We start from the raw sequence: 23,890 nt of genomic DNA on the forward strand, positions 1-23,890 counted from the left end.
GGGGTGGGAAAGTCCAGAAAAACCATGATTGAGCCGGTAGCTTTGACTGTGTGCCAACAAAGCGTGGCATTGGCAAACCCAAATTTTAACGGAGGAATCCACACCCATGACTACCCCGGTAACCAATGATTGGAACGAGCGGATCGCACTGGCCGAACAGATGATCCCGTTGATCGGCAAGCTGCACCGCGAACACAATGTGGTCACCTCCGTATATGGCCGATTGCTTATACACTGCACGGACATTGATGTGATTAAGTCGCATCGCTATGCACGGCGGATTACTGACCAAGAACTGCCGCTGGCGAAAACTCTGCCGATCTTGCAGGAATTAGTACAGATGGATCTTGGCACGGCGTCGATTGACCTTGGGCAACTTGCGGCGCGTTTTGATGAAGAAGGCGGCGAGCTTCGTGCTTTCCTTGACCGCGAGTTGGCGTCGGTAATCGGTACGGCAAGCGAAACAAAACCTACTGATGTCGTGCTGTATGGTTTCGGCCGAATCGGACGTTTGCTCGCCCGTATTCTTATCGAACATCAGTCTGTTGATACTGGTTGCCGGTTGCGTGCTGTAGTAGTTCGGAAAAATGGTGAAGACGATATTGTAAAGCGCGCATCTCTGCTTCGCCGTGATTCTGTCCATGGTGCTTTCCGCGGCACTATTAGTGTGGACCGCGATAACGATATTATCTGGGCAAATGGAACACCTATTCAGGTGATTTATTCCTCCGATCCAGCTACCGTGGATTACACTGCCTACGGAATTAATGATGCCATTGTGGTGGACAATACCGGCCGCTGGCGGGATCGCGCAGGCTTGGAACAACACCTTAAATCTAAGGGCGTAGCTAAAGTACTGCTAACCGCACCAGGTAAAGGTGACCTGAAAAATATTGTGTACGGCATCAACCATGGTGTGATTGAAGAAAGCGACCAAATTCTTTCCGCAGCATCATGCACCACCAATGCCATTACCCCAGTGCTTAAGGCGATTAATGATCGTTGGGGTGTGGAATTCGGCCATGTGGAAACTGTGCATTCATTTACTAATGATCAAAACCTAATTGATAATTTCCACAAGGGCCAGCGCCGTGGCCGCGCCGCCACACTCAATATGGTGCTTACTGAAACAGGTGCGGCAAAAGCAGTTTCCAAAGCGCTGCCGGAATTTGAAGGCAAACTTACGGGTAATGCAATCCGTGTACCCACCCCGGACGTTTCTATGGCGGTACTCAACCTTACGCTGGAAAAAGAAGTAACCCGCGATGAAGTAAACACCTATCTGCGGGAAGTTTCTTTAAACTCCGTGCTACGCCAGCAAATTGATTATATTCACTCCCCGGAGGTTGTTTCTACGGATTTTGTTGGAACTACCCGCGCCGGCATTGTGGATGGCCTGGCTACAATTGCGCAAGGCAAGCACCTTGTACTCTATGTGTGGTACGACAATGAATACGGATACTCAAACCAAGTAATCCGTATTGTGGAGGAAATTGCTGGAGCCCGCCCGGCAGTAGTGCCAGAGCGTAAGCAACTTAATGAGCTCTAAATAGCATTTTGTACCGGCGTGTAGAAGTCCATGTGGCTTAAATTGGCTCGTAGAATTCTGCATTGTGCAGGATAGCAAGGTCTTCTACATCGCCGGACCATTCCACGCTAATGCCATAACGCTCCAGCGTAGGGATAATACTGTTTTTCATAAGCTCCGCGGAACGCTGTATATATAGAGCGTCTGCTTTAGTGTCCGGCAGGGTGGTTTCTTCCGGCGATAGTACCGTGGCAAATCCAAGGACAAAGGTTTCTGGGGTTGGTGCGTGCTCTTGTACTTGCGCCTCAGTAAACTCCGCTGCTTTTTCTGCAAAGTTTTGCACGGAAAACCCTGGGATAAACGCGATTCCTTGCCAGGTATCCGGGGTTTCTTGCGCAGCTGCGGTCAGTTCCGAATGGCCTTCCTGCACTGTGTGCTCGCACATTTGGTCAGTAAGTACTTGTTGTTGTTCAAGTTGCGCAAAAGCACGAGCAAGGTTGGTGGTCACTTCCCCAAATGATGCTTGTTGCTGCAATCTGGCTTGAACTATAATCTCCGCTATTTGTTCGGCTTGTTCATCGGTGAACTCTTCAAATTCTTCCGTAATGAGGTAAGAAAAATCATCATCACCTTGGATAATCTCTTGCCAGCACACATAAATTACATCATTGGCTATGTCAGGTGGGCATAGTTCAGTAGGAAGAGACAGCGAATTCGGGATAGCGTTGAGCTTAAACATAAAATGCAGTGTAGCCGAACATAGTAATCTGCATTATAAATGGGGCATATGTGGTTTTCCCGTACCTTTATATGTTCTTCGAATTTCTTTATATACAATGACCGCGGTAAGAATATGGATTTCTAAAATAATAAGATGGAAAAGCAAGGCTATGTCGGGTGCCCCAACTTCAACTTCTGAAAGCTCATGGCCAAAAGCTTTGGGTCCGCCATAATATACAAGTAATGCACTAGCAATACCAAGGATTAGTGGAATGCTTGTTCGTAAAAACGCTTGTTGTGAGCTTTTTGGCGCCGTTGTACGTAGAGGTTTTCGGGCAAAATACAATGTGATAATGGCAAGAACGGCAAGCACTAAGCTTTGCGCGCTCAGTATAAGGATATCGGTGGGAATAAGCGAAGCTTGCGTATAATCCTCTAGCTCAAAATATTTTGCAATAAACGCATTAGCACCATTTCTGCGCCGTTCATTATATTGTGTTCGTAAGCCGAGTTCATTGGTAAATACAACCAGTCCACGGTTGGTTTCTGGGGTAAATCCAATATAGGACGTATATCCCCACACACTTCCTGAGTGATATACATATTCAATTGTTTTACTGTTTTTGGTTTTGCGTTGTTTATAATTGAGCCCAGCGCCGTATTCATGGTTTTGGGAAACTCGGGTACGGGGAATTGTACTGGGAGAGTTATGGTGAATGTGTTGTTGCAATTGCCAGCGTGCATATAACGCAAACTGTTTGCTTGTTCCAGAAAGGAAAACTGATCCAAAAGCATTAGGCCAAGTTTCTACCGGTGCGGCCCGATGGGTACCAAAGAATGGCTGGTGACCTTGGGGTACACGAATATTAAAGGTTTCCTGGTCGCTAATAATCGGGGAACTTCCACTTGGCTTCCCAACTTTTTCTTGGATAATATCGGCAAAGTTTGTGCCTGCCGCACGGGAAAGAATTTCCTGGAGCAGGGAATAACCGGTATTTGAATATTGGTATTGGCCGGGATTTTGAATATCTTTAAAATTCTGAAGCCGTTGGAGAAGTTCCTCATTTGTGGCCACCCCGGGAATAATATTTGCTGGCAAACCCGAAGTGTGGTGGATCAATTGAAGCACTGTTGTTTTTTGTGCATCTAATGTGCTGCCCAGCAGTTCAGGAAGATATTGTGTGATCGGACTTTCTAGGTCAAGGTAGCCTTCTTCTGAAAGTTGTATCGCTGCAGCGGCAGTTAATGATTTAGATAGTGCCCCCCATACAAACGGTGTGTCTTCGCCAAGGAGGTATCCATTGCCGTCTTTTCCAATATACGTTTCTTTTGTAATCCCATCGCTATTAAATTCGATAACAGCAATTCCGGGCGCGCCAATTGCCTCGATTGCATCGTTATAATCCTGCTTTGTCACCGCCATTGCATCGGGCGGTGTAAGGGTAAAGAGCACGCATAAGAGTGCTAAGCAGATATTGAATGCTCGTTGGATGGGGTTTCTCATACAGACTCTTCTATGGGTTTATATGATCCTGTATGGTGAGTACTTTCAACGAGCTCATAATTCGCAGTGTAGCCGGAGAAACATACACGTGCTTCAGGGATTACCCTGATTTATTTTCTACGGCAGAACTGCAAATGCCCGAGCGGGGAAGCCGGTTCCATGCTGCGGCTTGGGCCATGTTGCCACAATCAATGCGCCAGTAGCCGGTACCTGATCAAGGTTTGCTAAAAGTTCAATCTGCCAACGGTCTTTCTCAAGCAATAAAAGTTCGGTAGGCAATGCGCCGCCTGATACGACAATTCCCTGGTCAGTGTCGGTAGTTTCGTGGCCAATGGCGGTAATATTGCGCTGCTCAATTAGCCATTCCACAATTTCGGTATTCCATCCTGGATAATGCGCAATGCCATCCGCATCTTTGTTTGCCATGGCATCGGGATTTGGCCATCTATGTGACCAGTCTGTGCGCAGTGCAACGAACGCGCCTTCGGGAATGCGGGTATATGCAGTTTCCCATTGCTCAATATCGCTTATCGACGGCGTGAAGTCAGCGTTTTCAGATGCCTCTCGGGAGAAATCAAGGACAACTAAAGGCAAGATCATCTGGTCAACGCTAATATCATCTAAGGTTCGAGCCCCGGCCACAAAATGGACAGGTGGGTCAATATGGGTGCCCCATTGACCAACAAAACTATACTGCGTAATGGCGAATCCGTGTTCTTCTACGGTAAAAAGTGTTTTCCGCTCTTCATCGGGTAGAAGGTGAAAGCGGGGTTGGCCTGCATGGAATGCATGTGTGAGGTCTATATAGCGATGTTGAGTGCGTAGGGTGTGGGCAAGATCCCATAAATTTGTCATGACAGACAGCTTAGTCTATAAATTCCGTACAGCATAGTTCTGGGGTGGGGGAGGGTGATTGAGTGTCAAAACTGGCTTTCGCTTTGCTTGTCAGGTTAGGCTTTGCTTATGAACATGGTGAAGCTGCGGAAGCGGGTGGAAAAAGGTGGAAAAAAGAAATGCTGTCGTTCTAAAAAACGCTGTAAAACCTGTCCTGTGGTGCTTCACCGACTCCGCAAAAACCATGCTTTAGAACTCGACGATAAAGCACTTGCAAAAGCGCTTGAAAAAGCGCGAAAGTGGTGACCCGATTATCGGCTATGAATCTCATTTTGGGCCAAAGCAAGGCCTCGTGTGACCAAAAGTTCGATGCCATCTGCTGCATTTGCGCAAATTGCCCCAAGATCTGCTGCTTCCCCAACTGAAAAGGGGCGTAGCACATAATCTGCTGGGTCTTGGCGTCCAGGGGGACGCCCAACACCAATTCGGACCCGAAGGTAATCGCGGCTGCCTAATGATTTTGATGTAGATTTCAACCCATTGTGGCCGTTTTCTCCACCACCTTGCTTAAGACGTACTACACCAAAATCAAGGTCTAATTCATCATGAACAACCACAATTTGGTGTATTGGTACTTTAAAAAACTGGGCAAGGGCTTGAATTGGTCCGCCTGAAAGGTTCATAAAGCTTCGTGGCTTCGCCAAAATCACTTTTGCACCATTGAAATGTGTTTCTACAATCAGTGCATTTGATTTCTTGTGTGTGGAAAATGTTGCGGGCACTGGTGAGGTACGCTCGGCGAGTTCATCGAGCACCATAAAACCAACGTTATGGCGGGTCGCCTCATATCGTGGACCCGGATTACCTAACCCAACCACTAGAAATGGTGCTGTTTGCTGTTCATTGTTAGCCACAACCATTGTTCCTTTACACACAGTGACCACGGCAGCCACATATACGCGCTGCGGGGCGTCGAAAAACTCCCCCTGAGAGAACAAACTACGCACTCTCAGTGGGGAGTTATTTGTAATCTTAAAGAGTTTACTCGGAGGCGGTCTCTTCGCCTTCCTCAGTTGCCTCAGAACCTTCTGCAGGCTCGTCAGCAGTTTCAGGATACACGACATTGATGAGCAGCAGATCAGCCTCGTCGGCCAGGGTCACGTCGCCTGGGAGCGCAACATCGCCAGCGGTGATCTGAGAACCAACCTCAAGGCCCTCAACGGAAACGGAGATTTCTTCCGGAATGGAGAGAACGTCTGCCTCCACGCGGATGGTGTCTGCATCTTGAATCACCATAGTGCCAGGTGCAGGCTCACCGGTGTAGACCACAGGAACCTCAACCTCAACCTTTTCACCACGGTGAATAGCAAGGAGGTCAGCGTGATCAATTTCCAAGGTTAGAACGTTTTGGTCAACGGACTTCAACATGGCAAGTTGCTTTTTGCCTTCAATATCAACAGTCACAACAGCGTTGAGGCCGTGGTTACGCACAATTGCGGTGAATTCAAGGCGATCAACAGTAATATGGGCAGGCTCAAAGCCTTTACCGTAGATAACAACTGGAATCAGGCCAGCGCGGCGAGCACGACGAGCAGAGCCTTTGCCTAGTTCAGTGCGAAGTGTTGCAGCAAGATTCAATGTCTGGGACATAGTAAAAATGTTCTCCTGTGGTGTAACAAAGGTGAAAGTTGAGTAGCCACAGAAACAATAAAGCCTGCGGCAAAACCCGAGCGTCTTGGTCGAGTCTTCGCAGGTAAGAAGAATACATCGCGTCGATAACGGCTACCGTAATAGCCCTCGCCGAGACTCGAACACTGTAACATAGTGCGGCACTAAACCCATAGTTGCGGTAACTCGCGGAATACGCAGCATACAAAACCCCGCACACACACAGTAGTGGAACTCAAAAACACGAAACTACTAGGTGCAGGGTTTAAGCGAAAATGTTATGCCTGGCCTTCAAAAAGATCAGTCACTGAACCATTTTCAAAAATTTCATGAATGGTTTTTGCAAGCAGTGGGGCAATCGAAAGAACCGTGAGGTTTTCCCAGCCTTCAGTGGATTGGGGGAGCGTATCAGTGGTAATTACTTCCTTAGCGCCACATTCGGAAAGACGTTCGCGGGCGGGGCCAGAAAATACTCCGTGAGTACACGCAATAATGACGTCCGCCGCACCGGCGTCTCGAAGTACACCAACGGCGCCAGCAATCGTGCCACCAGTATCGATCATGTCATCCAAAAGCACACAGGTTTTGCCGGAAACATCACCGACTACCCGGTTGGCAACGATCTGATTGGCCACATCAACACTGCGCGTTTTATGCACAAAAGCCAAGGGGGCGTCGCCAAGCGTATTGGCCCATTTTTCTGCAACCTTTACGCGGCCAGCATCGGGGGAAACTACACAAATATTATTGAGTTCGTATTTAGATTTGATGTAGTCCGTAAGGATCGGCATAGCGTGCATATGATCGACAGGGCCGTCAAAGAAGCCCTGAATTTGATCGGTATGCAGGTCTACGGAAACAATACGATCGGCGCCAGCAGTATAGAGCAAATCTGCCACTAGACGTGCGGAAATGGGCTCGCGTCCGCGATGCTTTTTATCCTGACGTGCATACGGATAGAACGGCAGGATGGCGGTAATACGCTTTGCGGAACCACGCTTGAGTGCGTCGATCATAAGCAATTGCTCCATCAACCACTTATTCAATGGTTGGGTGTGGGATTGCAAGACGAATGCATCGCAACCACGGACGGATTCTTCGAAGCGTACAAAGATCTCGCCATTAGCAAAATCGCGGGCAGTCATAGGAGTCAGGTCGGTGCCGAGCTCCTTTGCCACAGCCTCACTTAATTCCGGGTGTGCGCGTCCCGAAAAAAGCATGAGGTTCTTTTGGTTATCAATCCAGTTGGCAGTCATGTTCGGTCTGCTCTAACCTTCCGTGTTCGGTGCCTCCGCTTCACCCAGGGCGCGGGCTGCTGCTTCGGCGGCCGGGGTTCCAGGGCGCTTGCGCTGAACCCAGCCTTCAATATTGCGCTGTTGTCCTCCGGAAACCACGAGTGCCCCCGGGGGAACATCTTCTCTGATTACTGTACCTGCTCCGGAGTAAGCACCATCACCGACATTCACTGGTGCAATAAACATCGTGTCAGAACCCGTTCGCACATGGCTTCCAATAGTTGTGTGATGTTTATGAACACCGTCGTAATTGACGAAAACTGATGATGCTCCAATATTGGAGTATTCGCCAATGGTTGCATCCCCCACATAGGTGAGGTGAGGAACTTTGGAGCCGCGACCGATAACAGCTTTTTTGGTTTCCACAAAACCACCAAGCTTGCCATCTTCACCCACCACAGTGCCGGGGCGAATAAATGTAAAGGGACCCACGGAGGCATTCGCACCAATGATTGAATCTGAGCCGTGTGCGCGTACTACATTTGCACCCTCGTGGATTGTCATATTGGTTAGTGTGGTGTCCGGGCCAATCGTACAGTTATTGGCTATTACCGTAGTGCCCTGAAGTTGTGTACCGGGGAGAATCGTAACATCCTGACCGATTACAACATCGACGTCAATAAAAGTGGAATTCGGGTCAATAATGGTTGCGCCGCCACGCATATGCTGCTCGCAGATTCGCCGATTCATTTCAGCGTTCATTGCGGCGAGCTGTACTCGATCATTTACACCAGCGACGAGCGCGGCGTCGTCAAGCTTATGTCCACGAACAATACGATCATGATCGCGTGCAATACGCACCACGTCGGTAAGGTAAAACTCGCCTTGGGCATTATCGGTATCTAATTGTGTCACCGCATGGCGAAGCAGTGTGGCGTCGAACGCATATACACCGGAATTGATTTCCTGAATAGCGCGTTCGTCCTCATTGGCGTCTTTTTCCTCAACAATGCGCAATACCTCGCCGTCGGCGCTGCGCACAATACGCCCATAGCCAGTGGGGTTTTCCACCCCGGCGGTAAGCACCGTTACAGCAGCTCGAGGTTTTTGATCATGCTCTGCAAGTAAAGCTTCAAGTGTGTCGGAATTTAACATTGGTACATCGGAGGTAGTGACCAATACGGTTCCCGTAAAATCTGCAGGCAATTGCTCTAGACCGCAAGCCACAGCATGACCAGTGCCGTTTTGTTCCTCTTGAACTGCTATGCGAACACTCGAAACTCCATAAGAAGAAACATCAGTGCCTTCAATGGCTGGAATAACCTGGTCACGGCCATGACCAACAACCGTAATTAAATGAGCAGGCTGTACCCCCGCTGCGGCATGTAAAGCGTGGCCCAACATGGTACGCCCAACAACCTTATGCAGCATTTTAGGAATTGCTGACTTCATACGAGTGCCAGCGCCCGCCGCTAAGATAATAACTGCAGAATCTGCATGTGACATAGATAAACTCCAATTCTTTACAAGGATGTAAAACTACCAATCGCTACCAATCGCGCGGCGCGACTAGTTCTTCAATATCAGCTTCAAACCCGAATGCGTTAGCAATAAATAACATGTCAGAGGCGATATTCTCACGGGCAACCGTTTCAATTTCACTATCATGGGCTGACAATTCTTCATCCAAATCATTGAACTGCTCGGTAGCTTGATGCGTTATTGTATAAAGCTCATCAAGGTTTTTCGGTTGCAATGACTCAATGGTGCGGCAAACATCCAAAAGGATTTCCTGACCTTTGGCTACCAGGAATTGCGGATAATATGGATCATCGACCATGTCAGCTAAGAAAACGTGCGAATCGATCGCATCGTGAGGTATCTCCATAGGCAAAAGGATAGTTCGAAAAACGCTATTAGATAGGCCAATACTGCCAAGTATTTCCTGAAAATGAAGAAGAATTCATCAGTAAAACCTGAATTTTTAAAAGTGTAAAACATAGTTGTGGCCTGGGTTTTCAGTGGTTTCGTGTACCGTATGGTCGTAATTAGGATGCCAGTCCGAGTAGTAACAAAGATAAGGGTTCACGCATGATGACGTACGGAGAAATTGCGGAACAAGCTGCGGATGGCGTCTTGCCTATGCTCACCCTTGAAGCGTTTTTTCAGGACAATTCGATTGAAGATTCCATTGCCCCAAACCAGTGGGAATTTGGGCGCCCACCGTTAGCAGAGTTGTTTGACCGTATAAGCGTGCGGCAGCAGGATTCCGATATTGCATGGGTACGAGTAACGCTTCATCCTGATACCCAAGAACTTAATCCGGATGATCCAGTTTGCGGTGATCATATTGCATTTTGCACAACAGCCTCACCGGAGGAAATTGAAAACCGGGTTGATTATCAAACCTTGGAGAGTAGCGGCGTTATAAAAGCAACGCCGCGTATGGTGCAATCCTATTCGGATATTCCTTTGATTCCTGATGGCTACGATGTGCTATTTCTTATTTGGGACTAGGATATTCCGTCTCCCGAAATATATTAATTCGCACACAAAATATATTAAAACTCTACAGTGGTCGGATATGGGAATCGGCCGTATCCTGGGGTAATGGTATCGAGGTTCGATTGATAGAACTAAAATGCGAAGGCTCAATTGATGTTCTGCTTGCGTTAAAGGTTGTCGCATCAGTATTTGCGATGTAGAACAAGTGCCATAGCGGGGGTGTAATTTTAGTTGTGTGTCGATGTACTTGTGCACAAAGATTATCGTTGTAGAAGAATGAGTAGTTATTGCGATTTTCTTGGCTGTGGGATTAGGTGTGTTTCATGAGTGATGGTTGTTGCTGCAGTATCGACGAGACAAATGGGCAGCAGTCTTCGATCTCTTCTGAGAAGGCTCCGTCTCTTTGGCGCGATGTAGGTTTCCTCTGTTCAATAATTTCTGGTGCGCTATGGTTGCCTGGTGCACTTATTGAATGGCTGGGGCTGGGGGAATGGCCTATTTGGATATACGGTGTTGCGCTATTGGTTGGCGCCTACACGTTTGTGCCAAAGGCGTTACGACGTCTCGTCCGTCAACGTGGGCTGCGGCGCTTAGGTATTGGTTTACTTATGACTATCGCTGCAGTAGGTGCGGTATTTTTAGGCCATGTGGGTGAGGCGGCAGCATTAGCATTTCTTTTCTCAATTTCAGAAACGCTCGAAGAACGAGCAATGCGGCGGGCACGCCGTAGTTTATCGTCATTGCTTGCTTTAATTCCCGATACTGCGCAGGTAATCCGACTTGGTAAACAACAGGAAATCCCAGTAAAAGACATTGTGGAAGGGGAAATCCTGGTTATTGGTGCAGGTGAGCGGATTCCAACTGATGGGGTAGTAGTTACCGGAAAAACATCAGTAAATAATTCCGCACTTACTGGCGAATCAATTCCGATTGAAGTGGAACCTAATTCGCCGATACTTGCTGGCGCAATCAATGGTGCTGGAGTTATTACGGTTCGTGCCACCGCCCGAGGTGAGGATAATTCCTTGACCCAAATCGTCCATTTAGTTGAGCAAGCACAGGCGAATAAAGGTACTCGAGCCCGTCTTGCTGATAGAATCGCTGCGCCTCTCGTTCCAATTATCCTGGTAGTAGCTTGTGCTATTGCGGGATTTGGTTTTGTTATTGGGCAACCTGAATTATGGATCGAACGTGCATTGGTGGTTCTTGTAGCCGCGTCACCATGCGCATTAGCTCTTGCTGTTCCGGTAACAGTAATTTCTGCTATCGGTGCTGCAAGCAAGCTTGGTGTGGTTTTTAAATCGGGCGCTGCATTTGAAGAATTCGGCACGATTCGCACAGTTGTTTTTGATAAGACAGGCACGCTTACCCAAAACCGTCCCGAAGTAGTTTCCGTACATACGTGCCCCGGCTTTAGCCGCGAACAAGTTTGTGAGGCGGCTGCCGCGTTAGAAATTCAAAGTAAACATCCGCTTGCCGACGCTGTGGTGGCCCAGGTTGGCCGTATCCCATTGGCTGACCAGGTGGTCGAGCTTTCTGGCTTTGGGCTCCAAGGTCTGGTGAACCGTCAGAAGGTTCGCGTAGGTAGTCCACGCTGGATCGAATCTACTGAACTGGAACATCAGATTCATTCCATGACTACACAAGGAATGGTCGTTATTGTCGTGGAAATCGAAAATACAGTCGCCGGATTGCTTGGTATCCGTGACGAACTTCGACCCGAAGTATCGGAAGTTATTTCAACACTGCATCAGCAGGGATTGACCACTGTCATGCTTACTGGTGACCACAAAGAAACCGCACAAACACTTGCCGCACAAGCGGGGATCACCACTGTATACGCTGAACAACTTCCCGCTACAAAAGCTGAACGAATTACCGAATTGCGGGCGCAACAACCCACAGCAATGCTTGGCGATGGAACAAATGATGCCCCCGCCCTGGCGGCCGCCACAATCGGTATTGCAATGGGTGCCACCGGTACGGCTGCAGCAGTGGAATCTGCTGATATTGCATTTACCGGAACCGACTTGCGACTCTTTCCAAAAGCCTTGGCACATGCCCGCCGCGGTCGAGCCATTATGGTCACCAATATTGCTTTAGCATTATTGATTATTCTTGGGCTTTTCCCACTCGCGCTCTTTGGGATCCTTGGTCTTACAAGTGTGGTACTGATCCACGAAATTGCTGAAGTGGTAATTATCCTTTTAGGGATGCAAGCGGCTAAAACGCCGCAATCATTTGCAAAGAGCGGAGCAACCGCCTCAGAACCTACCGCGCTTGTATCCTCATAAAATTGGCGGATTCTGCTCAATCATTCTGTATAAGGTCTGACGATCATGCGGCAACCCAAGTTGTCTGCGTACATGCAAATGATTGCCATCGTGCGGGTTCCAAACACAATCATTTTCCGCATATACACCAAGCACCTTACGGGCATTTGGTGAAAGCACCGGAAGCTTTTGTGGTGGTGCGCTTAACCGCCAATATTCCTGTAGTGAAAGCCCCAAGGTAACACACAGTAACGGGCCAACTTGCTCGTCCGTCAGATATGGCTGCGAAAGTACATGCATGGCAACCGGCACAATATCGTCTATAGGTATATTTCGTTGTACAAGTGTATGAATAAGCTTGTCCCTTACACCTGCCGAATCGTTGTATTGGGCTGGACGGATATCAGGAAACCACTCGCGAGGGTCTTCCGTGCCACAGATAGCTTCAATAAGAACCTGGGTTGCGCGGTCGTCGAAAAGCAATAAGGCTGCGCTTGCACGCACCGCAATATCAGAATCGTCGAGATAGGAGCTGATATCTCCACCGACTTCGTGGTAGTCCATAAGCGCTTCAATACGTGCGACGCGGGTTGTAGCTCGAGTAAGCGTATGTGCCACTAGTGTTTGAACCTCGTGCATGCGCTGAGCTGGGGGAATCAATAGAGCCCACTCGGTAATAGCATGAGTGTTTGCTGGGTATTGTAAGAGAGTTTGGGTAGCGTATTCTGCTAATTCTATGCACTGGGAATCATATTGTGCGTCGAACTGATTGCTTAGATCAATACCAAGGGTTGCAAAATAGGATATGGCGTCCGCAATCTGAGAACCGTCCGGGCGATTTCTTACACGATTGGCAACTTCCCCAAGCCAGTCGATTACCTGATCGACTGCGGCGTCGGCAAGCTCTTTGTGTGCGAGTGCATGCAGTAATACACGAACTACCGGCACCGTTGCAGAATAGAACGTGCCTTGGTGCATAATCGCATCCCACAAATAATCTATTGAATCCTCAATATTTTTCGGATTTTCACCTAGTAAGTTTTGTAAATACATTAATGCGTCATCGGCCGAACCGTAAGCATGTTTGAGTGACGCCCAATCGAAATTGTGCAGGAATGTAAGGGTTTCCACTCCGCCAAGTGTAGTAAATCCGCGGCCTGGCCAAAACGCGTAAGAGCACGCAATTTGCGAAACAGGCATGCTGGAAAAATAACCAAAAAACAGAGGAAAACCGGGCCGCCGCATTAGACAGGTAGTGCGCACTATAAAATTATGATTCGCAGTGGCTAAGGCTCTGGATAGCAAATGCTCTAAAAGCCCGCCTTAATTGATATAGAAACACTACCCAACATCTATAGTGCTCATATTTCGAAGTGGAAATATAAAACATGAGGCACGAAAGCTTAAACACCACGTGCGCAGCTTGTGAGATGTTTTAAGGGGGTGCCGAGCTTATACTCAAGCAACCAAAATCCAAACCAATTACAACCACCACCATTCCTATGTGAAAACAACAAGGAAAACGGCATTGGTTTGGGAACCATCAGGCGCCGACCACTGTGCAGAAACAGCGCATATATGGTGCGGCAAATGACATTGAAGGGATCGCTTATGCCCAGACAATATCCAATGAAAAAAGACTCGTACACAATATCCTCCGGCTGGGGTCCACGCTGGGGAGGCTTCCACTATGGGCTCGACTTTGCTGCACCCGACGGCACACCCTTTTATGCCTGTGCAGGAGGCACTGTTATCCATATTGGCGCGGCCCAAGGATATGGACAATGGATTGTTATTGACCATCCCGCAAGTGAAGGTGGAGGCTGTACCGAATACGGACATATGTGGAATGCCTTTGCCACGGGTCTTAAAGTTGGGTCGAAAGTCACCGCAGGACAACTCATTGGATATGTAGGCAGCAACGGAACATCTACCGGGCCACATTTGCACCTCACCGTATGGGAACGAGGATACGGAGGAAGGCGAATCGACCCAGCTCGTTGGCTTGCGGGATGCCCGCATCCAGGCGAAAACTCAGCACCAGAAGGAGATTCAATGACAATCTTTGGCGTCGATGTATCTGAACACCAAGCCGGAATGAGTCTAACGCTTGCAGCGAAAGAAGCTGGTTTGGATTTTGCCATTATCCGCACTACAGATGGCACACACCGCGATCAACGCTATCAATCACATTTACGAGATGCTGAGGGTGCCGGCCTGATTACAGCGGCATACCACTACTTGCGAAATCCAAGTGAGGGTCGGAGTATCGCTGCTCAGGTACAAGCGTCACTTGAGGTCATGGGAAACCAGCAACGCCCAATGTGGATTGATGTGGAGACTCCCGCAGGTATCCATGTGGACCATATTCGAGAATGTAAACGGAGGTTTGAAGAAGCTGGAGTGAGAGTTATCGGGTGTTATTCATATGTTCCCTATTGGGAGCATAAAATTTCGCCGGGTGAGCCAGATAGCCATGAATTTGGTGCATTTTGGGTGGCAGCATATGGGAAAAATGCTCCGGGCCCGCCAAAAAATATCTATCCAGGAAATAGCCACAGGCAATGGAATTACCCATTGGGCAAACAAAAGCCGGCGTTGTGGCAATTTAGCTCAGAAGCGCGATTTGGAAGCTGGCGCGGCGGAAATTCGGGTGTTGATATCAATGCTTTCCGTGGTACCAGAGAACAGCTACACGCCCTTTTCTATGGCACCCCAAGTAACACTGGACATTCCGAAGGCTCTGAAGGTGAGGAGAAAACCCGCATGGAACGTATGACTCGTTGGTTATTAGATCAATTTGTTGGACCTGAATGGTCAGATGGAAAACCAAAATTCTCTGGTTGGGTGCAAACTGAGGGCCGTACATTTGTTGACTACGTAGTGAGCAAACTCAAGCTCATCCCTGAAATGGCCAAAGTGGTGGCGGAAGTTCCTGCCCGGCTTGATCGTAATGAAAAACTGTTAATCGAGATGGCCCAAGCAGTAGCTGAAATTCCAGCCCGGTTGGACAAAATCGAGGCACAGCTAAAGATCAATGGCAATGCCACACATGGTGTGGCAGGGGTGACGAACCGGGACGTCGTTAATAAAAAGCCCAAGGAAGAATCCGCAGGAGTCCCAGCAGGGGCATCAGCTGGAGCTACAGTGACGTAATAAAAAAATATAACCGCCCACCTGCATTGACTTTGCGGGTTGGCGGTTATTTCTCTATGCTGCCCCACCAGGACTCGAACCTAGAAAGCTGGTACCAAAAACCAGAGTGTTGCCAATTACACCATGGGGCATTGAACTATGCGCGGCGTCGATAATCATCAGCGCCTTACGCGTTCGGGTGATTACTATACCTTGATTGTTGTTTGTTTGCATATTGGGGGCCTGACCTGTGCGTGTATTGTCTTGAGCGGTGCTCTAAGGTGGTACGCATGGGTAGACAGCGCATGACGGGCAAAGAGCGACGCGAGCAGCTCATTACAATTGGTAGATCAGTGTTTGCTGAGCGTGGCTTTGAAGGCGCAAGCGTCGAGGAAATCGCGGCGCGCGCCGGGGTGAGCAAACCCGTCGTATACGAACATTTTGGGGGTAAAGAAGGCCTGTACGCGGTTGTGGTTGACCGGGAAATGGTGCGGTTGGAAGGTCTTATAACCAATTCCCTAGCGCGGGGACATTCGCGGCAACGCGTGGAATGTGCTGTGCTTGCGCTTCTCACCTATGTGGAAGAGCACACAGATGGCTTCCAAATTCTAGTGCGTGACGTAACCCCAGGCGGGGAGCACAGTTATTCGACAATGCTTAATGATGCTGTTACCCAGGTATCCCATATCCTTGGGCAAGCATTTGTGAGAACAGGTCTTGATCCTGCATTTGCAACCTTATATGCGCAAGCACTCGTAGGCATGGTCTCTATGACCGCACAATGGTGGCTAGATGAGCGCACACCTTCGAAAGAAGAAGTAGCCGCGCATATTGTGAACCTAAGTTGGAATGGGTTGGCAGGTATGAAAGCCAACCCAACGATTGAAGCCAGTTCTGGTGCGGAGGAACAAAACTAATGGAGACACAGGCTCCAATGCTGGCAGGATTATTAAAAGTTGCAGCCACAGACCCAAAACTTAAAGGCATGGTCAACCATATTGGCGAACCAATATTGCACCTTTCTGGTGTGCATCAAGTCCGCCCGTGGGCGATTGCAACGTTAGCGCACCATGCGCCGTTGCTTGTGGTTGCTGCCACCGGCCGAGAAGCCGAAGATATTACCGCCGAACTCAAAGCAATGCTGGGGGAAAAAGTTGCCTGGTTTCCATCGTGGGAAACCCTGCCTCACGAACGTATGAGCCCCGGCGTAGATACCGTTGGTAGACGGGCAGAAGTCTTGGCGAACCTACCGAACTTACAGGTTGTAGTAATGGCGGCCCGCGCGTTTTGCCAACCTGTATTACACCAGGATCGGTCCCCGTATGTGCTGGCTCAAGGTGCCGAGTATGAATTCGAAGATTTAATCCGTGAATTTGTATTTCGGGGATATCAGCGTGTGGATATGGTGGCAAAGCGCGGCGAATTCGCAACTCGTGGCGGAATTATAGATATCTTTCCGACGACCGCCGAACTGCCGGTTCGACTTGAGTTTTGGGGCGATGAAATTGCGGAAATTCGTCCTTTTTCCGTGGCTGATCAACGGGCCGTTGCAGAAATTGAAATTCCTGAGGTGCCAATTTATCCGTGCCGCGAACTTCTGATCGATTCTTCGATTCGGGGACGTGCCGCGCAGCTTGCTGTGCAGCATCCTGGAAACCCTGCATTGGTGGAATTGCTTTCCAAACTGGCAGAAGGTACACCCGCAGATGGAATGGAAGCCCTTATTCCAGCGCTAAGTGATGCTCCCATGGTTGCGGTCTCAGAGTTATTCCCAGACCGAACACATATCCTATTAATGGATCCGGAGAAGATACGAACAAGGATTGCGGATTTAGCAGCAACCGACGCGGAATTCCTTGCTGCAGGCTGGGAAGCGGCAGCGATGGGGGCTAGTGGTCCGCTCGCTGCTGAGGGGCTTGATCTTTCCCCAAGTAGCTACCGTTCCTTTGAATCACTGCAAATTTCCGCTCAAAAATTCGGCCAGCCTTGGTGGACTTTTGCGCCCGAAGGAATGTTCGCAGCAGATGACGCCGACACATTACCGCTTGACTTTGAGCCAGGCCCTGCGCCACGTGGAGACCTGCCGAAAATCGAAGCAATGATGCACGCTTTACTAGCGCACACGCGCGATGGTGGCCGCGCAGCTTTTATTGCCCCCGCGGCGGGTGCAATCAAACGTATGGTTGAGCGGTTTGCGGAGCAGGGAATTCCCACAAAGGTAGCCACGCCCGCATGGGAGCCAAGCCCCGGAGAAGTGACTCTCTATCAGGCGATGTCCCATGCAGGATTAGTCTTTCCAAAGATTCGAAAGCACCGCGACGCCGCGGCTATGCCGCTAATTGTTATTACTGAAACAGACCTCACCGGTAACCGGGTTGGCGATATTGCAGGTGCTAAACGACGCCCCGCACGTCGCCGCCATAAAGTCGACCCACTCGCACTGACGCCCGGTGATCTAGTGGTCCATGAAACACATGGCATTGGCCGCTTTATTAAAATGATGGAACGTACCATTACCACTGGTGACGGCACTTCCCGCAGGGAATATGTTGTCTTGGAGTATGCGGCGTCGAAACGCGGACAGCCGGGAGATCAACTCTATGTTCCAATGGAAAGCCTGGATTTATTATCCCGGTATGTTGGTGGCGAAAAGCCTGCCCTTAGCAAAATGGGTGGGTCCGATTGGAAAAATACAAAACGTAAAGCCCGCACTGCAGTACGTGAAATCGCCGGAGAGCTCATCGAACTGTATGCCAAACGGCAATCCGCGCCGGGGCACGCATTTTCGATGGATAATCCGTGGCAGCGGGAAATGGAAGATAATTTCCCATTTGTGGAAACCGAAGACCAAATGGCCGCAATCGAAGCCGTAAAATCCGATATGGAACGCCCTGTTCCAATGGATCGTGTAATCGTAGGTGACGTTGGTTACGGAAAAACTGAAGTGGCCGTACGTGCCGCCTTTAAAGCTGTCCAAGATGGCAAACAAGTGGCCGTATTAGTGCCGACCACACTATTAGCACAGCAGCACCTATCAACATTCCAGCAGCGTATGGACGGTTTTCCTGTAGTTATCAAAGGATTATCCCGCTTTACGCCGACAAAAGAAGCGAAGGAAGTGATTGCCGGTTTGGCGGATGGTTCTGTAGATGTAGTAATTGGAACTCACCGCCTTATTCAAACTGGTGTTCAGTGGAAAAATCTTGGTTTAGTGGTTGTTGATGAAGAACAACGATTCGGCGTAGAACACAAAGAGCATATTAAAGCGCTGCGCACCCATGTTGATGTGCTTACCATGTCAGCGACTCCAATTCCGCGCACACTGGAAATGTCAATGGCTGGAATCCGTGAAATGTCCACGATCCTCACCCCGCCCGAAGACCGCCACCCAGTGCTTACATATGTTGGTGCACAGGAGGATAAGCAGGTGGCTGCATCAATCCGCCGGGAGCTCCTCCGAGACGGACAAGTGTTCTATGTGCACAATAAAGTTGCTTCCATTGAAAAACGTGCACAGCAGCTCCGCGAACTCGTCCCAGAAGCCAGAATTGTAGTTGCGCACGGACAAATGAGCGAAGATCTTCTTGAGCAGACAGTGCAAGGGTTCTGGGACCGTGAATATGACGTGCTGGTGTGTACAACCATTGTGGAAACTGGTCTAGATATTGCTAATGCCAATACGCTTATTGTAGAAAACGCCCACCATATGGGACTTTCGCAGCTTCATCAACTCCGCGGCAGGGTAGGGCGCTCCCGGGAACGCGGCTATGCATATTTCCTATATCCCAAAGGCGAAACCCTTACAGAAACCTCCTACGATCGTCTTGCCGCAATCGCACAAAATAACGATCTTGGTGCTGGTATGGCAGTGGCAATGAAAGATCTTGAAATGCGTGGTGCTGGAAATGTGCTTGGCGCAGAGCAATCAGGCCATATCGCTGGAGTCGGTTTTGATCTCTATGTTCGGCTTGTGGGGGAGGCGGTCGAGGCATTCCGGGCGCTCGCTGATGGCAAAATTGTTGATGCCACCGATAAGGAGCCAAAAGAAATCCGCGTCGACCTGCCTGTGGACGCCCACATCCCTGATGGCTATATCAATGCCGAGCGATTGCGTCTGGAAATCTACCGTAAAATCGCCGCTTCAACTGATGAGTCCGAACTCCGCCTAGTAGCCGAAGAAATACTCGATCGCTATGGTGCGATTCCGGTCGAAGTAGAAAGAATGTTCGCTGTTGCCCGCGTGCGGCACCTGATGCGCGCGGCCAACCTTACCGACATTGGTGTTCAGGGAACCCGAATCAAAGTGCACCCCGTTGAACTTCCCGATTCTAAACAAATCAGGCTCAAACGAATGTTCGCCGGGGCTACGTATCGGCCTGCCGCTCAGGCCATTCAGTTGCCATTCCCCAAGGCTGGCCGAAATGTTACTGACCCGCAACTGCGCGACATGGAACTCCTCCAATGGATCGCAGATTTTATCGCAACAATGTTTGATTTGGTGCCGATAAATGTAGATGGCTCACCACGTCAAAACACCACTAGCGTTACGACGCCCGCGCCAGCAACTGAAACCAATGCTCTTCGGCGTTCCAACACTGCAGGTCGAACATTTAACCAATTGGAAACTGATGACGAAGATCGTAGAGCTGCCCGCCGTCGGAAATACCGATTACGCTAAGGGCTGCTAACCAAGAGTAAACCTGGTACAAAAACTTTCCGGTTTCGAATCTACGACGTGGCTGGGCCTGGTTGAATGTCGAGACATTGCTGCTGTGGTTTTTGGGGCTTGTGGGATTGTGGTGGTCCGGATTTCACTGGGTCAACCTGGCGAAGGGCTGGGTTTTGGCCGGTGGTTTGGTTGTGTACGTCCGGTGACCTTGGCTTTGCTTGAGATTTGATCGGGGTTGCTTGGTCTTTTTTGGGTGCTGCTTGGGCGGGTTGTCACAGATTCCATTTTTTCGGCTGTTTTTATGGAATTTGTGACACGATAGGTAGGGATCCTGTCACAGATTCCATTTTTTTCGTTGTTTTTATGGAATCTGCGACAAACCCCAGGTCAACGATTGTGTGCAACATTGGCTGGTGTCACAAATTCCACTGGAACGGGTTTGTTTTATGGAATCTGTGACATTCGGTATAAAAACATCACTAGTTCAATAGGGTGGGCCTATTAAACGCCCGAGAAGCCGGCCAAACTCCAGGTAAATCGACCCAAACGCCCCAAAAATCAGCCAACCCGCCCGAATATCAGGCAGATCTGACCCACCCCACCCCCAACAAGGCAGATTTCACATCACCCACAACCCATCACCACGTTTCCCCAGTTCACACCCCAAGACCAGAAGCCCGCAACACAAATCTGCCTGTTCCAGCCTCGACCGAGGCCTAACCCAACCCCTGCCCAGGCCTAACCGAGGCCTAACCCAGCCCCTGCCCAGGCCTAACCCAATAAACTGTGGTGAATCTTGTTTACAGGCTTAGTGTGCCGGTTGCTAGGCCGTAGATGGCGGTCAGTGCGCCAAGGACGATAAGACCTACTACGACCCATTCGAAGGCGTTAAAGATTTTTTCGCCTGCCCGCATGCGTGTCCAGATGTAGGGGATGAATCCGGGGACTACAAGGAGGGCGCCGAATAGGAGGTAGGTGGGGTCGGCAGCGTAGAAGAGCCAGAGGGAGTAGATAGTTGCTATTGCTCCGACGAGAAGATGGCGTCGGTTATCTGTAGTAGAAATTTCGGGTCCGGAGTCATCGAAGCGGGTTCCGGCGTGTGGGTGGGTTACTCCGCGTCCGCGGGTGGTAAGGAGTACCAGGTAGAAGGCGGAGAAAATGTAGGGGAGCATGTACATCATGGTGGCGAGTTGCACCATTGATACATAGGTTGTTTCGTTCACAAAGAAGATAATTACGGAGATTTGTATCACTATTGTGGAAACGAGCTGCGCAAATACGGGTGCCCCTGCAGCATTGATTTTGCCGAGTTTGCGGGGGAGTAGGCCGTCGTAGGCCATAAGGGCGATTGGTTCGGCGCAGAGCATTTGCCAAGAGACATATGCGCCAAGCACGGAGAGGCAGAGGCCGAAGGAAATAAGGGCGCCTCCCCATGGGCCTACTACTGCTTCAAGGACGCTTGCCATGGAGTTATCTGGTAGAGCGGCGAGTTCTTCTTGGGTAAGTACGCCGTAGGAGAGTGTGGCTACGGTGACAAGTAATGCCAAGACCATGGCGAAGCCGATGACGGTAGCGCGCCCGACATCGCGCCGTGTGCGTGCTTGTTTTGAGTAGACGCTGGCGCCTTCGACGCCAATAAATGCCCATACGGTAAAGAGCATCATGCCTTTGATTTGGTCCATAACGCTGCCGATATCACTGCCTTCGGCCCAGAGGTCGAAGGTGAAGCGCTCCCAGCTAAAACCAAGGAATGCTACGAGGACGATAAAAACCAGGATGGGCAGGAGTTTTGCCACTGTGGTTACTACGTTCATTATGGCGGCTTCGCGGACACCGCGAGTGAGTCCAGCAAAGATAAGCCAGGTGAGGATGGATACGGCAATTGCGGAGGTCCAGCGGTTTTCTGAGGAGAAAATGGGGACGTAGTAGCCGAGGGTAGAGAAGAAGAGTGTAGCGTAGCCTACTTGGGCGATGACGCTGCCGAGCCAGTAACCCCAGGCAGAGGCGAATCCTACGAAGTCGCCAAGTCCGGCGCGAACATAGGAGTATACGCCGGAGTCTAAATTGGGTTTTCGCACGGCCAGAATCTGGAATACAAAGGCAATTGAGAGCATTCCTACGCCAGCGATGCACCAGCCGATAAGCATGGCGCCGGGGCCGGCCACTGATCCTGCGTTTTGTGGCAGGGCGAAGATTCCGGTTCCAATAGTGGAGCCGATAATAAGGGAAACGAGTGTCCAGACGCGTACTTTGTGATCGGCCGTTGTAGTAGTCACAAAGAGTAACCCTAGGTGCTCACCAACTAATTTCCCAAGTATGAATGCATGTAGAATCGCCGCATGCCGGTTTTCCTCTTGGATTCGAAGCATCCAACTTTATTCCCCATTGATGTATTAGCCCAGTATAACGGGAGGTTTGCGTATACTTCTGAGGTGCCCAACCAGGTGCGAGATGCAGGGGAACAACTTGGAATTCAACCCGGTGAACATGCAGCATTATTGATTACTTCTGATCTTTTTCATCCAGAGGTGGTTGAGCGTATCGTAGCCGGTGAGCAAATATTGAGATGCGGGACGTCGACAAGCATTGACGAAGCCGTGTCCGTTATGCATGCCGCAGTGGTGCGGGGTGCTTGGGAACGAGATCAGACGCATAACTCATTGCTGCCGTATTTGCATGAGGAAGTCGCCGAGTTTGTGGAGGCGGTGGCTGATGCGGACCCTAATGAGATGCGCGATGAGCTTGCCGATATTCTTCTTCAGGTACTCTTTCATGCTGAAATCGCTGATGAGTTTGATGTATATGATGTCGCGGAAGCATTCGTGGAAAAAATGCGGTCCCGCGCACCCTATCTTTTTGATGGTTCGACGGGGATAGTCCCTATGGATGTGCAGGAGCGCGCGTGGCAAGCAGGCAAAACGAAGTAAGTCGAGTATTTGGTTGGGGCTGTGCTGCCGTACTTGCTGCGATTATGGTGATTTCTTTTGTTGGCTGGTCATTGACATTTTTAGACGGCTCGGCGCCGATTCGGCAATTGCGTCCTGTGCCTGCCGACGTCCCGCCCGCTGGCGGTGAAACCGTACCTTCAATCGATGTGCATGGCCCCGGACGTACATCCGAAAAACTCGGGTATTGGGCGGAGCCAATTGCCGCCGATACTGGAATATCTGCGGCAGCGCTCCAAGCCTATGGCAATGCCGAACTTATTGCTGCCGAAAGCTGGCCGCAATGCCACCTGCGTTGGAATACATTGGCGGGTATTGGGTTTGTGGAGACTCGACATGGCACATATTCCGGTCAATTATTTGGTGGCAGTAGCTTAAATGAAATGGGTGTTGCTACGCCTTCGATTATTGGTGTGCCACTCGATGGATCCCCGGGTTTTGCTGAAATCGGTGATACTGATCAAGGTGCCTTAGATGGTGATTCGCAATTTGATCGGGCAGTGGGCCCAATGCAATTTATTCCAGAATCCTGGAAGCGCTATGGCCGAGATGCGGATGGTGATGGAAGCCCTAATCCGCAGCAAATCGATGATGCCGCTTTGGGGGCAGCAAATCTCTTATGTGCAAATGGGCGTGACCTTAGTACCCCCGAGGGGTGGGCCGATGCAATCCGTTCGTACAATTATTCGGAGAAATATTTGATTGATGTTCGGGATGCGGCTGGTGCATATGCGCTGCGGCAACCGCCCGTATAGGTGCGGGAACACTGGGTGCGTGGGACTGCCTTTGGGTATGTCCTCGGTCGGGTGTGTTCCGCGCCCAGCCCGTCATAAAAAATAATTTCGTGCCACAATTGTTAATTGAGTGCGGTTTC

The 23,890-nt window shown here is 49.9% G+C and carries 19 protein-coding genes and 1 tRNA gene; 9 read left to right on the forward strand and 11 right to left on the reverse strand.

The window, feature by feature from the left end:
* Positions 1 to 106: 106 nt before the first annotated feature.
* Positions 107 to 1,549, forward strand: coding sequence for a glyceraldehyde-3-phosphate dehydrogenase (locus CFREI_RS04125; RefSeq protein WP_027013204.1), 1,443 nt, complete (start codon positions 107 to 109; stop codon positions 1,547 to 1,549).
* Between the two features lie 37 nt (positions 1,550 to 1,586).
* Here the strand turns inward: CFREI_RS04125 and CFREI_RS04130 are convergent, their stop codons facing one another.
* From CFREI_RS04130 to CFREI_RS04140, 3 genes are all read right to left on the reverse strand, one after another.
* Positions 1,587 to 2,267: a DUF6891 domain-containing protein gene (locus CFREI_RS04130; protein ID WP_027013205.1), complete on the reverse strand. Its 681-nt coding sequence runs from the start codon at positions 2,265 to 2,267 to the stop codon at positions 1,587 to 1,589.
* A gap of 33 nt (positions 2,268 to 2,300) precedes the next feature.
* Positions 2,301 to 3,752, reverse strand: a complete 1,452-nt coding sequence (locus CFREI_RS04135) for a serine hydrolase domain-containing protein (protein WP_027013206.1) — start codon at positions 3,750 to 3,752, stop codon at positions 2,301 to 2,303.
* 117 nt (positions 3,753 to 3,869) lie between these two features.
* A complete protein-coding gene (locus CFREI_RS04140; RefSeq protein WP_027013207.1) occupies positions 3,870 to 4,607 on the reverse strand; it encodes a cyclase family protein in 738 nt (245 codons plus the stop codon).
* A gap of 108 nt (positions 4,608 to 4,715) precedes the next feature.
* On the opposite strand from CFREI_RS04140, the gene CFREI_RS04145 reads away from it, so the two are divergent.
* Positions 4,716 to 4,892, forward strand: coding sequence for a hypothetical protein (locus tag CFREI_RS04145; protein ID WP_169719169.1), 177 nt, complete (start codon positions 4,716 to 4,718; stop codon positions 4,890 to 4,892).
* 5 nt (positions 4,893 to 4,897) lie between these two features.
* On the opposite strand, the gene pth is transcribed toward CFREI_RS04145, so the two are convergent.
* The 5 genes from pth to CFREI_RS04170 all read right to left on the reverse strand — a co-directional run bounded on the left by pth (position 4,898) and on the right by CFREI_RS04170 (position 9,377).
* Positions 4,898 to 5,506, reverse strand: coding sequence for an aminoacyl-tRNA hydrolase (gene pth, locus CFREI_RS04150; protein ID WP_035112337.1), 609 nt, complete (start codon positions 5,504 to 5,506; stop codon positions 4,898 to 4,900).
* Between the two features lie 121 nt (positions 5,507 to 5,627).
* Entirely contained in the window at positions 5,628 to 6,236 is a 609-nt protein-coding gene (locus CFREI_RS04155; protein ID WP_027013209.1) for a 50S ribosomal protein L25/general stress protein Ctc, read from the reverse strand.
* A gap of 296 nt (positions 6,237 to 6,532) precedes the next feature.
* Entirely contained in the window at positions 6,533 to 7,510 is a 978-nt protein-coding gene (locus tag CFREI_RS04160; protein WP_027013210.1) for a ribose-phosphate diphosphokinase, read from the reverse strand.
* Between the two features lie 12 nt (positions 7,511 to 7,522).
* Entirely contained in the window at positions 7,523 to 8,995 is a 1,473-nt protein-coding gene (glmU, locus tag CFREI_RS04165) for a bifunctional UDP-N-acetylglucosamine diphosphorylase/glucosamine-1-phosphate N-acetyltransferase GlmU (protein ID WP_027013211.1), read from the reverse strand.
* Positions 8,996 to 9,038: 43 nt separating this feature from the next.
* A complete protein-coding gene (locus tag CFREI_RS04170) occupies positions 9,039 to 9,377 on the reverse strand; it encodes a DUF5713 family protein (RefSeq protein WP_027013212.1) in 339 nt (112 codons plus the stop codon).
* Positions 9,378 to 9,580: 203 nt separating this feature from the next.
* On the opposite strand from CFREI_RS04170, the gene CFREI_RS04175 reads away from it, so the two are divergent.
* Both CFREI_RS04175 and CFREI_RS04180 read left to right on the forward strand, forming a co-directional pair.
* On the forward strand, positions 9,581 to 10,006 hold the full coding sequence (locus CFREI_RS04175) for a YfbO family protein (protein WP_051256047.1): 426 nt from the start codon (positions 9,581 to 9,583) through the stop codon (positions 10,004 to 10,006).
* A 311-nt stretch (positions 10,007 to 10,317) separates the two neighbouring features.
* On the forward strand, positions 10,318 to 12,288 hold the full coding sequence (locus CFREI_RS04180) for a heavy metal translocating P-type ATPase (RefSeq protein ID WP_084170810.1): 1,971 nt from the start codon (positions 10,318 to 10,320) through the stop codon (positions 12,286 to 12,288).
* Here the strand turns inward: CFREI_RS04180 and CFREI_RS04185 are convergent.
* Positions 12,283 to 13,467: a hypothetical protein gene (locus CFREI_RS04185; protein WP_027013214.1), complete on the reverse strand. Its 1,185-nt coding sequence runs from the start codon at positions 13,465 to 13,467 to the stop codon at positions 12,283 to 12,285. The genes CFREI_RS04180 and CFREI_RS04185 overlap by 6 nt on opposite strands.
* A 411-nt stretch (positions 13,468 to 13,878) precedes the next feature.
* Here CFREI_RS04185 and CFREI_RS04190 point away from each other — a divergent pair, with 411 nt between their 5' ends.
* The gene (locus tag CFREI_RS04190) at positions 13,879 to 15,423 is read left to right on the forward strand and encodes a peptidoglycan DD-metalloendopeptidase family protein (RefSeq protein ID WP_290246126.1); all 1,545 of its coding nucleotides are present in this window, start codon (positions 13,879 to 13,881) and stop codon (positions 15,421 to 15,423) included.
* 59 nt (positions 15,424 to 15,482) lie between these two features.
* On the opposite strand, the gene CFREI_RS04195 is transcribed toward CFREI_RS04190, so the two are convergent.
* Positions 15,483 to 15,554 (reverse strand) — tRNA-Gln (locus CFREI_RS04195).
* A gap of 138 nt (positions 15,555 to 15,692) precedes the next feature.
* Between CFREI_RS04195 and CFREI_RS04200 the strand changes: the two genes are divergently transcribed.
* Both CFREI_RS04200 and mfd read left to right on the forward strand, forming a co-directional pair.
* The gene (locus CFREI_RS04200; protein ID WP_027013215.1) at positions 15,693 to 16,319 is read left to right on the forward strand and encodes a TetR/AcrR family transcriptional regulator; all 627 of its coding nucleotides are present in this window, start codon (positions 15,693 to 15,695) and stop codon (positions 16,317 to 16,319) included.
* A gap of 17 nt (positions 16,320 to 16,336) precedes the next feature.
* Entirely contained in the window at positions 16,337 to 20,080 is a 3,744-nt protein-coding gene (gene mfd, locus CFREI_RS04205; protein WP_051256061.1) for a transcription-repair coupling factor, read from the forward strand.
* A 791-nt stretch (positions 20,081 to 20,871) separates the two neighbouring features.
* On the opposite strand, the gene CFREI_RS04210 is transcribed toward mfd, so the two are convergent.
* The gene (locus CFREI_RS04210; RefSeq protein ID WP_027013217.1) at positions 20,872 to 22,347 is read right to left on the reverse strand and encodes an amino acid permease; all 1,476 of its coding nucleotides are present in this window, start codon (positions 22,345 to 22,347) and stop codon (positions 20,872 to 20,874) included.
* A gap of 63 nt (positions 22,348 to 22,410) precedes the next feature.
* Between CFREI_RS04210 and CFREI_RS04215 the strand changes: the two genes are divergently transcribed.
* Positions 22,411 to 22,998 carry a MazG nucleotide pyrophosphohydrolase domain-containing protein gene (locus CFREI_RS04215; protein WP_027013218.1) on the forward strand — a complete coding sequence of 196 codons (588 nt, stop codon included), beginning with the start codon at positions 22,411 to 22,413 and terminating at the stop codon, positions 22,996 to 22,998.
* 44 nt (positions 22,999 to 23,042) lie between these two features.
* The gene (locus tag CFREI_RS04220) at positions 23,043 to 23,771 is read left to right on the forward strand and encodes a lytic transglycosylase domain-containing protein (RefSeq protein ID WP_051256062.1); all 729 of its coding nucleotides are present in this window, start codon (positions 23,043 to 23,045) and stop codon (positions 23,769 to 23,771) included.
* The last annotated feature ends 119 nt before the right edge of the window (positions 23,772 to 23,890 follow it).

Source organism: Corynebacterium freiburgense (assembly GCF_030408815.1).
Lineage (GTDB): Bacteria > Actinomycetota > Actinomycetes > Mycobacteriales > Mycobacteriaceae > Corynebacterium > Corynebacterium freiburgense.

What these genes read in the sequence shown, in the direction of transcription:
- CFREI_RS04155 (WP_027013209.1), bottom strand. Translation starts at nt 6,236, where the DNA reads ATGTCCCAGACATTGAATCTTGCTGCAACACTTCGCACTGAACTAGGC.
- CFREI_RS04190 (WP_290246126.1), top strand. Translation starts at nt 13,879, where the DNA reads ATGCCCAGACAATATCCAATGAAAAAAGACTCGTACACAATATCCTCC.
- CFREI_RS04180 (WP_084170810.1), top strand. Translation starts at nt 10,318, where the DNA reads ATGAGTGATGGTTGTTGCTGCAGTATCGACGAGACAAATGGGCAGCAG.
- CFREI_RS04160 (WP_027013210.1), bottom strand. Translation starts at nt 7,510, where the DNA reads ATGACTGCCAACTGGATTGATAACCAAAAGAACCTCATGCTTTTTTCG.
- pth (WP_035112337.1), bottom strand. Translation starts at nt 5,506, where the DNA reads ATGGTTGTGGCTAACAATGAACAGCAAACAGCACCATTTCTAGTGGTT.
- CFREI_RS04175 (WP_051256047.1), top strand. Translation starts at nt 9,581, where the DNA reads ATGATGACGTACGGAGAAATTGCGGAACAAGCTGCGGATGGCGTCTTG.
- CFREI_RS04130 (WP_027013205.1), bottom strand. Translation starts at nt 2,267, where the DNA reads ATGTTTAAGCTCAACGCTATCCCGAATTCGCTGTCTCTTCCTACTGAA.
- CFREI_RS04220 (WP_051256062.1), top strand. Translation starts at nt 23,043, where the DNA reads ATGGTGATTTCTTTTGTTGGCTGGTCATTGACATTTTTAGACGGCTCG.
- CFREI_RS04185 (WP_027013214.1), bottom strand. Translation starts at nt 13,467, where the DNA reads ATGCCTGTTTCGCAAATTGCGTGCTCTTACGCGTTTTGGCCAGGCCGC.
- glmU (WP_027013211.1), bottom strand. Translation starts at nt 8,995, where the DNA reads ATGTCACATGCAGATTCTGCAGTTATTATCTTAGCGGCGGGCGCTGGC.
- CFREI_RS04215 (WP_027013218.1), top strand. Translation starts at nt 22,411, where the DNA reads ATGCCGGTTTTCCTCTTGGATTCGAAGCATCCAACTTTATTCCCCATT.
- CFREI_RS04170 (WP_027013212.1), bottom strand. Translation starts at nt 9,377, where the DNA reads ATGGAGATACCTCACGATGCGATCGATTCGCACGTTTTCTTAGCTGAC.
- CFREI_RS04145 (WP_169719169.1), top strand. Translation starts at nt 4,716, where the DNA reads ATGAACATGGTGAAGCTGCGGAAGCGGGTGGAAAAAGGTGGAAAAAAG.
- CFREI_RS04135 (WP_027013206.1), bottom strand. Translation starts at nt 3,752, where the DNA reads ATGAGAAACCCCATCCAACGAGCATTCAATATCTGCTTAGCACTCTTA.
- CFREI_RS04140 (WP_027013207.1), bottom strand. Translation starts at nt 4,607, where the DNA reads ATGACAAATTTATGGGATCTTGCCCACACCCTACGCACTCAACATCGC.
- CFREI_RS04200 (WP_027013215.1), top strand. Translation starts at nt 15,693, where the DNA reads ATGGGTAGACAGCGCATGACGGGCAAAGAGCGACGCGAGCAGCTCATT.
- mfd (WP_051256061.1), top strand. Translation starts at nt 16,337, where the DNA reads ATGCTGGCAGGATTATTAAAAGTTGCAGCCACAGACCCAAAACTTAAA.
- CFREI_RS04125 (WP_027013204.1), top strand. Translation starts at nt 107, where the DNA reads ATGACTACCCCGGTAACCAATGATTGGAACGAGCGGATCGCACTGGCC.